At 62.4% G+C, this 4274-nt stretch carries 5 protein-coding genes and 1 pseudogene; 4 read left to right on the top strand and 2 right to left on the bottom strand.

All coding sequences use genetic code 11. The annotated features are described in order from the left end of the window. The 3 genes from EOD07_RS24695 to EOD07_RS24685 all read left to right on the top strand — a co-directional run. Positions 1 to 152 (top strand): DUF2470 domain-containing protein (locus tag EOD07_RS24695; RefSeq protein ID WP_127237293.1); only part of this gene is annotated, 152 nt, incomplete at its 5' end. Between the two features lie 158 nt (positions 153 to 310). Continuing rightward, a complete protein-coding gene (locus EOD07_RS24690) occupies positions 311 to 649 on the top strand; it encodes a metalloregulator ArsR/SmtB family transcription factor (protein WP_073986227.1) in 339 nt (112 codons plus the stop codon). Between the two features lie 278 nt (positions 650 to 927). Next, positions 928 to 1725 carry an RNA methyltransferase gene (locus tag EOD07_RS24685; RefSeq protein ID WP_127237292.1) on the top strand — a complete coding sequence of 266 codons (798 nt, stop codon included), beginning with the start codon at positions 928 to 930 and terminating at the stop codon, positions 1723 to 1725. Positions 1726 to 1767: 42 nt separating this feature from the next. On the opposite strand, the gene EOD07_RS24680 is transcribed toward EOD07_RS24685, so the two are convergent. Continuing rightward, entirely contained in the window at positions 1768 to 2904 is a 1137-nt protein-coding gene (locus EOD07_RS24680) for a hypothetical protein (RefSeq protein WP_127237291.1), read from the bottom strand. A 134-nt stretch (positions 2905 to 3038) separates the two neighbouring features. Next, on the bottom strand, positions 3039 to 3575 hold the full coding sequence (locus EOD07_RS24675; protein WP_224514585.1) for an EipA family protein: 537 nt from the start codon (positions 3573 to 3575) through the stop codon (positions 3039 to 3041). 383 nt (positions 3576 to 3958) lie between these two features. Between EOD07_RS24675 and EOD07_RS24670 the strand changes: the two are divergent. Next, a pseudogene (locus EOD07_RS24670) lies at positions 3959 to 4274 on the top strand (histidine phosphotransferase); the annotation flags it as partial.

The raw sequence follows: 4274 nt of genomic DNA, 5'->3' as shown, positions 1-4274 counted from the left end.
CCACCGGCTTCGACCCCGATGGCATGGATCTCGCCGCCCCGGATGCGACCTGCAGGATTTTCTTTCCCCGGCCTCTGCAAAGCGCGCGTGAATTGCGCTCGGCGCTTGTCGAGATGGCAAAGGCGGCACGCGCGGCAGAGCAAGACCGATAGTTGATCGCGAGCCGGCGAAAGCAACGCTTGAGATTTAGATAAAATGATCTACCTTCGTTGTGACGCTGATTCAGCAGCGCCCATCGACATCTGAACATTGTGGAATCAGGCGCCATTGCCCCCTGGCGCCAGGATGAGCCAGGACCCTTGGGGGATCTATGATCTCAAATAAGCTTATCGCCAATGCGGAATCGGCTGCCGCGTTTCTCACCCTCATGGGCAACGAAAAGCGCTTGCTGATCGTGGCCCATCTGATCGATGACGAAATGTCGGTCGGCGCCATCGCCGAGAAGGTGCAACTCAGCCAGTCCGCACTGTCGCAGCATCTCGCCAAGTTGAGGGCGCTCGATCTTGTCGAGACCCGGCGCGACCGCCAGATGATCTACTATTCCTGCAAATCCGAAGCGGTGCGCGAGTTGCTGCGTATGCTGGAAGGCATTTTCGGCGAAGGCGATCTTTCCCAGATGGCCTACCGCTTGCGCCGCGCTGGGGCTTGACCCGCGGTTCCAGTCACTCATACCTTGCCGACTAGAGCATTTTGCAGCCAAGCGAAATCGCTTGGCGTCGCACAAATGCGGCTAAAACAAAGAGATAGAGCGGTTTAGCGCTTCCGTGAAACGGTGAACCGCTCTAAAGCGCGTCGCGCTGAACCGGATTCAGTCAACGCGCTTTAAGTCTTTGTTTTGATGCATGTCGTCGTGTTTTGATGCATGCCGTCGTCCCAGAATCGCTGCACACTTCTGGGCGACATGCATTGGTCTTCGGCGAGGCACGCATGAACCTCATCCCCATCGACGACCCCCGGGACCCGCGCGTCGCCGCCTATCTCGACATCCGCGAGCGCGATCTCGTCGGCCGGCAAGGCCGCTTCGTCGCCGAAGGCAAGGTGGTGCTTGACCTCCTGTTGTCGGCCGGGCGCTTCGCCGCCGAGTCTGCCCTCATCCTCGAAAACAGGCTGGCTGGCGCGCGCGAGATCTTGAACAAGGCGCCGCCGGATTTCCCCGTCTACGTTGCCGCCGGTGAGGTCATGGACCGGATCGCCGGCTTCCACATGCATCGCGGCATCCTGGCGATCGGCATGCGTGGCGACCCGGTGCCCGCCGAGATTCTGGTGGAGACCTTGCCCCGGCGCGCATTGGCCGTCGTCCTGGTCGGCATATCCAATCACGACAACATGGGAGCGATCTTCCGCAACGCGGCGGCCTTCGGCGCGGGCGCGGTGCTGCTCGACCAGACCTGCTGCGATCCGCTCTACCGTAAGGCAATCCGTGTTTCGGTGGGCGCGGCGCTCAAGGTTCCCTTCGCCTTCTTCGGCGATACCGGAGCCTTCACCGCGACGCTCGATCGGCTTGGCTTCAGCCAGTTCGCTCTGTCGCCGGGCGGAGCAACCGACATCCGCGCCGCGGAGCGGCCAGCGAGGCTGGCGCTCTATCTCGGCACCGAAGGCGAAGGCCTGCCGCGGGACCTGCTTACCCGGCTGCACACTATGAGGATCGGCATGGCGGAAGGTTTTGACAGCCTGAATGTCGCCGCGGCGTCTGCAATAGCGCTGCATCACTTTTCCGACCGGTAGCCACGGAACGACCCCGGGGCAGCTCGCGGTCGTCTTTCTCAGTTACGAGCCGGCCTTCTGCAAAGCCCTCACGCGGTCGGCAAGGCTGACGCCGCGCCCATTCTGCTGCCCCTCGCCCGCCAGCGCCTTGGCGATAGGGGAATCCGGCCCGTCGAGCTTCATCGTCAGATTGACGACCTCGGCCGCCAGTTCGTTCATTTGTTCGCGAAGGCCGGCGCCGGAGCGTGCGTCGCCCGCCGATTCCGGCAACGGCGTCCCCGCGGCGGCAAGATCGGTTTTCAGCCGCTTGTTCTCACGCGCCAGCGCCGTCAGCCTTGCCTCCAGCCGTTCCCGGTCGCCCTCGAGCCTGGCGATTGCCTTATCGACATCGTCACTTTTCGCAGCCGAGCCGGCAGCCAGCCGCGCGACGCCGTTCGCCGCGGCGGTCTCCTTCGAACGTTCGCGCATTCGAGCAAGGTCCTTCTCATGCCGGTCGAGCTTTTCCTCGCGATCGGCAAGCGTGGCGAGCAGCCGTTCCACCTTCTTCTCGAGCTCGGCCGTTTTCTTCTTCTCAGCCTTCAACGCTTCGCGAGCGGCCTTGCTTTCCGAGGCGACTTCCTGGTTGCGCCGGTCCGCCTCCTTGCGCTGGCCTTTGAGCAACGCGATATCGCTGGCGAGCTTTTCCAGCTCCGATTCTCGCGCGACCAGCTCGATCTGGCGATTCGAGGACGAAAAGCTGGCGTCATCATACATCTGCTCGAGCTTTTGCAGCTCCAGCGCGCGCTTCTCCAAAGCCCGCTCCATCTGTGCATGCTTTTCCGACAGGCGGTGCAGATCCTCCTCGCGCTGCCTGAGCTCCGCATTCTTGGCCTGCAGATCGGAGAGCGCCTGGTTCTTGTCCTTCGTTTCGACCGCGAGCCCCTTCAAGGCCTCGCGCCCGCGACCGATCTCGACCAGCTGTTCGGCCACCTTCTCCTGCAGATTCTTGACGGTTATCTCCAGCCGGCGCGTCGTCATGGCGTATTCCGCACGGACCCGGTCCTTGTCCGCCTGGATCTCGGCGGGCGTCAGCGGCAACGAAGCCTCGAGGCGCCTGCGCGTCAGGACAACGGCCCGCCGCCAGACCGCCGGCGCGACCAGCGACACCAGAAAAACGGCGCAAAGGAAACCAAGTACGAAGAACAGAACCGACTGGACCAAGGCGTGCTATCCACTTTACGGGGCGGCAATCGCGGGATTGTACCATCTTGGCATGGCGGAAATTCAACGCCGCGGCAAGAGCTTGCCGCGGCGCGATCAGCACAGTCCGAGCGATTGTAGCGAGCGCAATCCGATCAGAACGGGTTCCAGGTCGGCCTTTCGGTGAGCTTCAGATAGCCGAGATTGACCCCGAGACGGGCACCGACGCCGGTGCGGATCGGCACGAGCAGCACCCGGTTGCTCTGCAATACGTTGAAGCCGACGCCCGCGATGACATAGGCGGAGCCGGCGACGCCGCCGAAGCGGTTATAAAGGCTGCTGATGTCGTCGAGGTTATAGACCAGCATCATCACCCGCGATCCCTCGCCGCCGAAATCCCAGCCGAGCGACGGACCCTGCCAGAACACCTTATGGTCGCCGGCGTTCTTGGTGTAGAGCGTCCCTTCGCCATAAGTCAGGCCGCCGATCAGGGCGCCGGATCCTTCCTCGCCGAGCAGGTAGCCGTTGGGGAGGCCGTAGGAGGCAAAGATCTTCTCGACGACGGTGGCCAGGCCGCCGGACGTCTCGCCGAAGAATTTATGACCGGAATCGACGATTTCCTGAGCGGTGTACTGCTGAGCCCGCGACGCCGAGGTCGAAAGGACCAAAGCCGCCAGGAGTGTGATGGTCATGGTGAGGACACGGACGAACGTCCGGTCGTAGTATCGGGAAAACATGCTTCCAAATCTCCGTCAGGGAGCACTTTCGCCGACGCCTCGCACCCCTGCGGCTTCTTGCCGGCCGTTCAGGGTGGCTATCACGGGCAAATTATGCCGTAATCCTTTTTCAACCATTAAGCTCCCACACGAAGATGGCGGTTCGAAGGCTGCGCGTGCGCCTCCGCAGTGGGTTTCCCCCGCGAACACACCATTTTCGCCGCCGACAATTTTGGATTTGTTGATGCGCGCTCGGGCCCTGTGTATTCAGAAAGCCTTGGAAAGAGCGTGATTCGTGTGGGCAGGCGCGAAAACTGTCGCTCGGCCATGAACAAGTGACTTAAGCAGGGATTTCGCCGATGGCCGAGCTTTTCACCCTTTCCGCGCCTGATCTCGCGGCACTGCTTTGCAGCCGCGTCTGCCACGACATCATTTCGCCGGTGGGCGCAATCAACAACGGCCTCGAGCTGCTCGACGAGGGCGGCGCCGACGAAGACGCCATGAAGCTCATTCGCCAGAGCGCCAGGAACGCCTCGGCGCGACTGCAGTTTGCCCGCATTGCCTTCGGCGCCGCGGGTTCCGCCGGTATGATGATCGACACCGGCGATGCCGAGGCCGTGGCCATCGCCTTCTTGAAGAACGAAAAGCCGGAACTGGTTTGGAACGGCTCCCGGG

Source organism: Mesorhizobium sp. M2C.T.Ca.TU.002.02.1.1 (genome assembly GCF_003997225.1).
This window is presented reverse-complemented; position numbering and strand designations above follow the sequence as displayed.

Excerpts from the sequence above, each read along its gene's own strand:
- EOD07_RS24690 (WP_073986227.1), top strand. The coding sequence starts at position 311 with ATGATCTCAAATAAGCTTATCGCCAATGCGGAATCGGCTGCCGCGTTT.
- EOD07_RS24685 (WP_127237292.1), top strand. The coding sequence starts at position 928 with ATGAACCTCATCCCCATCGACGACCCCCGGGACCCGCGCGTCGCCGCC.
- EOD07_RS24675 (WP_224514585.1), bottom strand. The coding sequence starts at position 3,575 with ATGACCATCACACTCCTGGCGGCTTTGGTCCTTTCGACCTCGGCGTCG.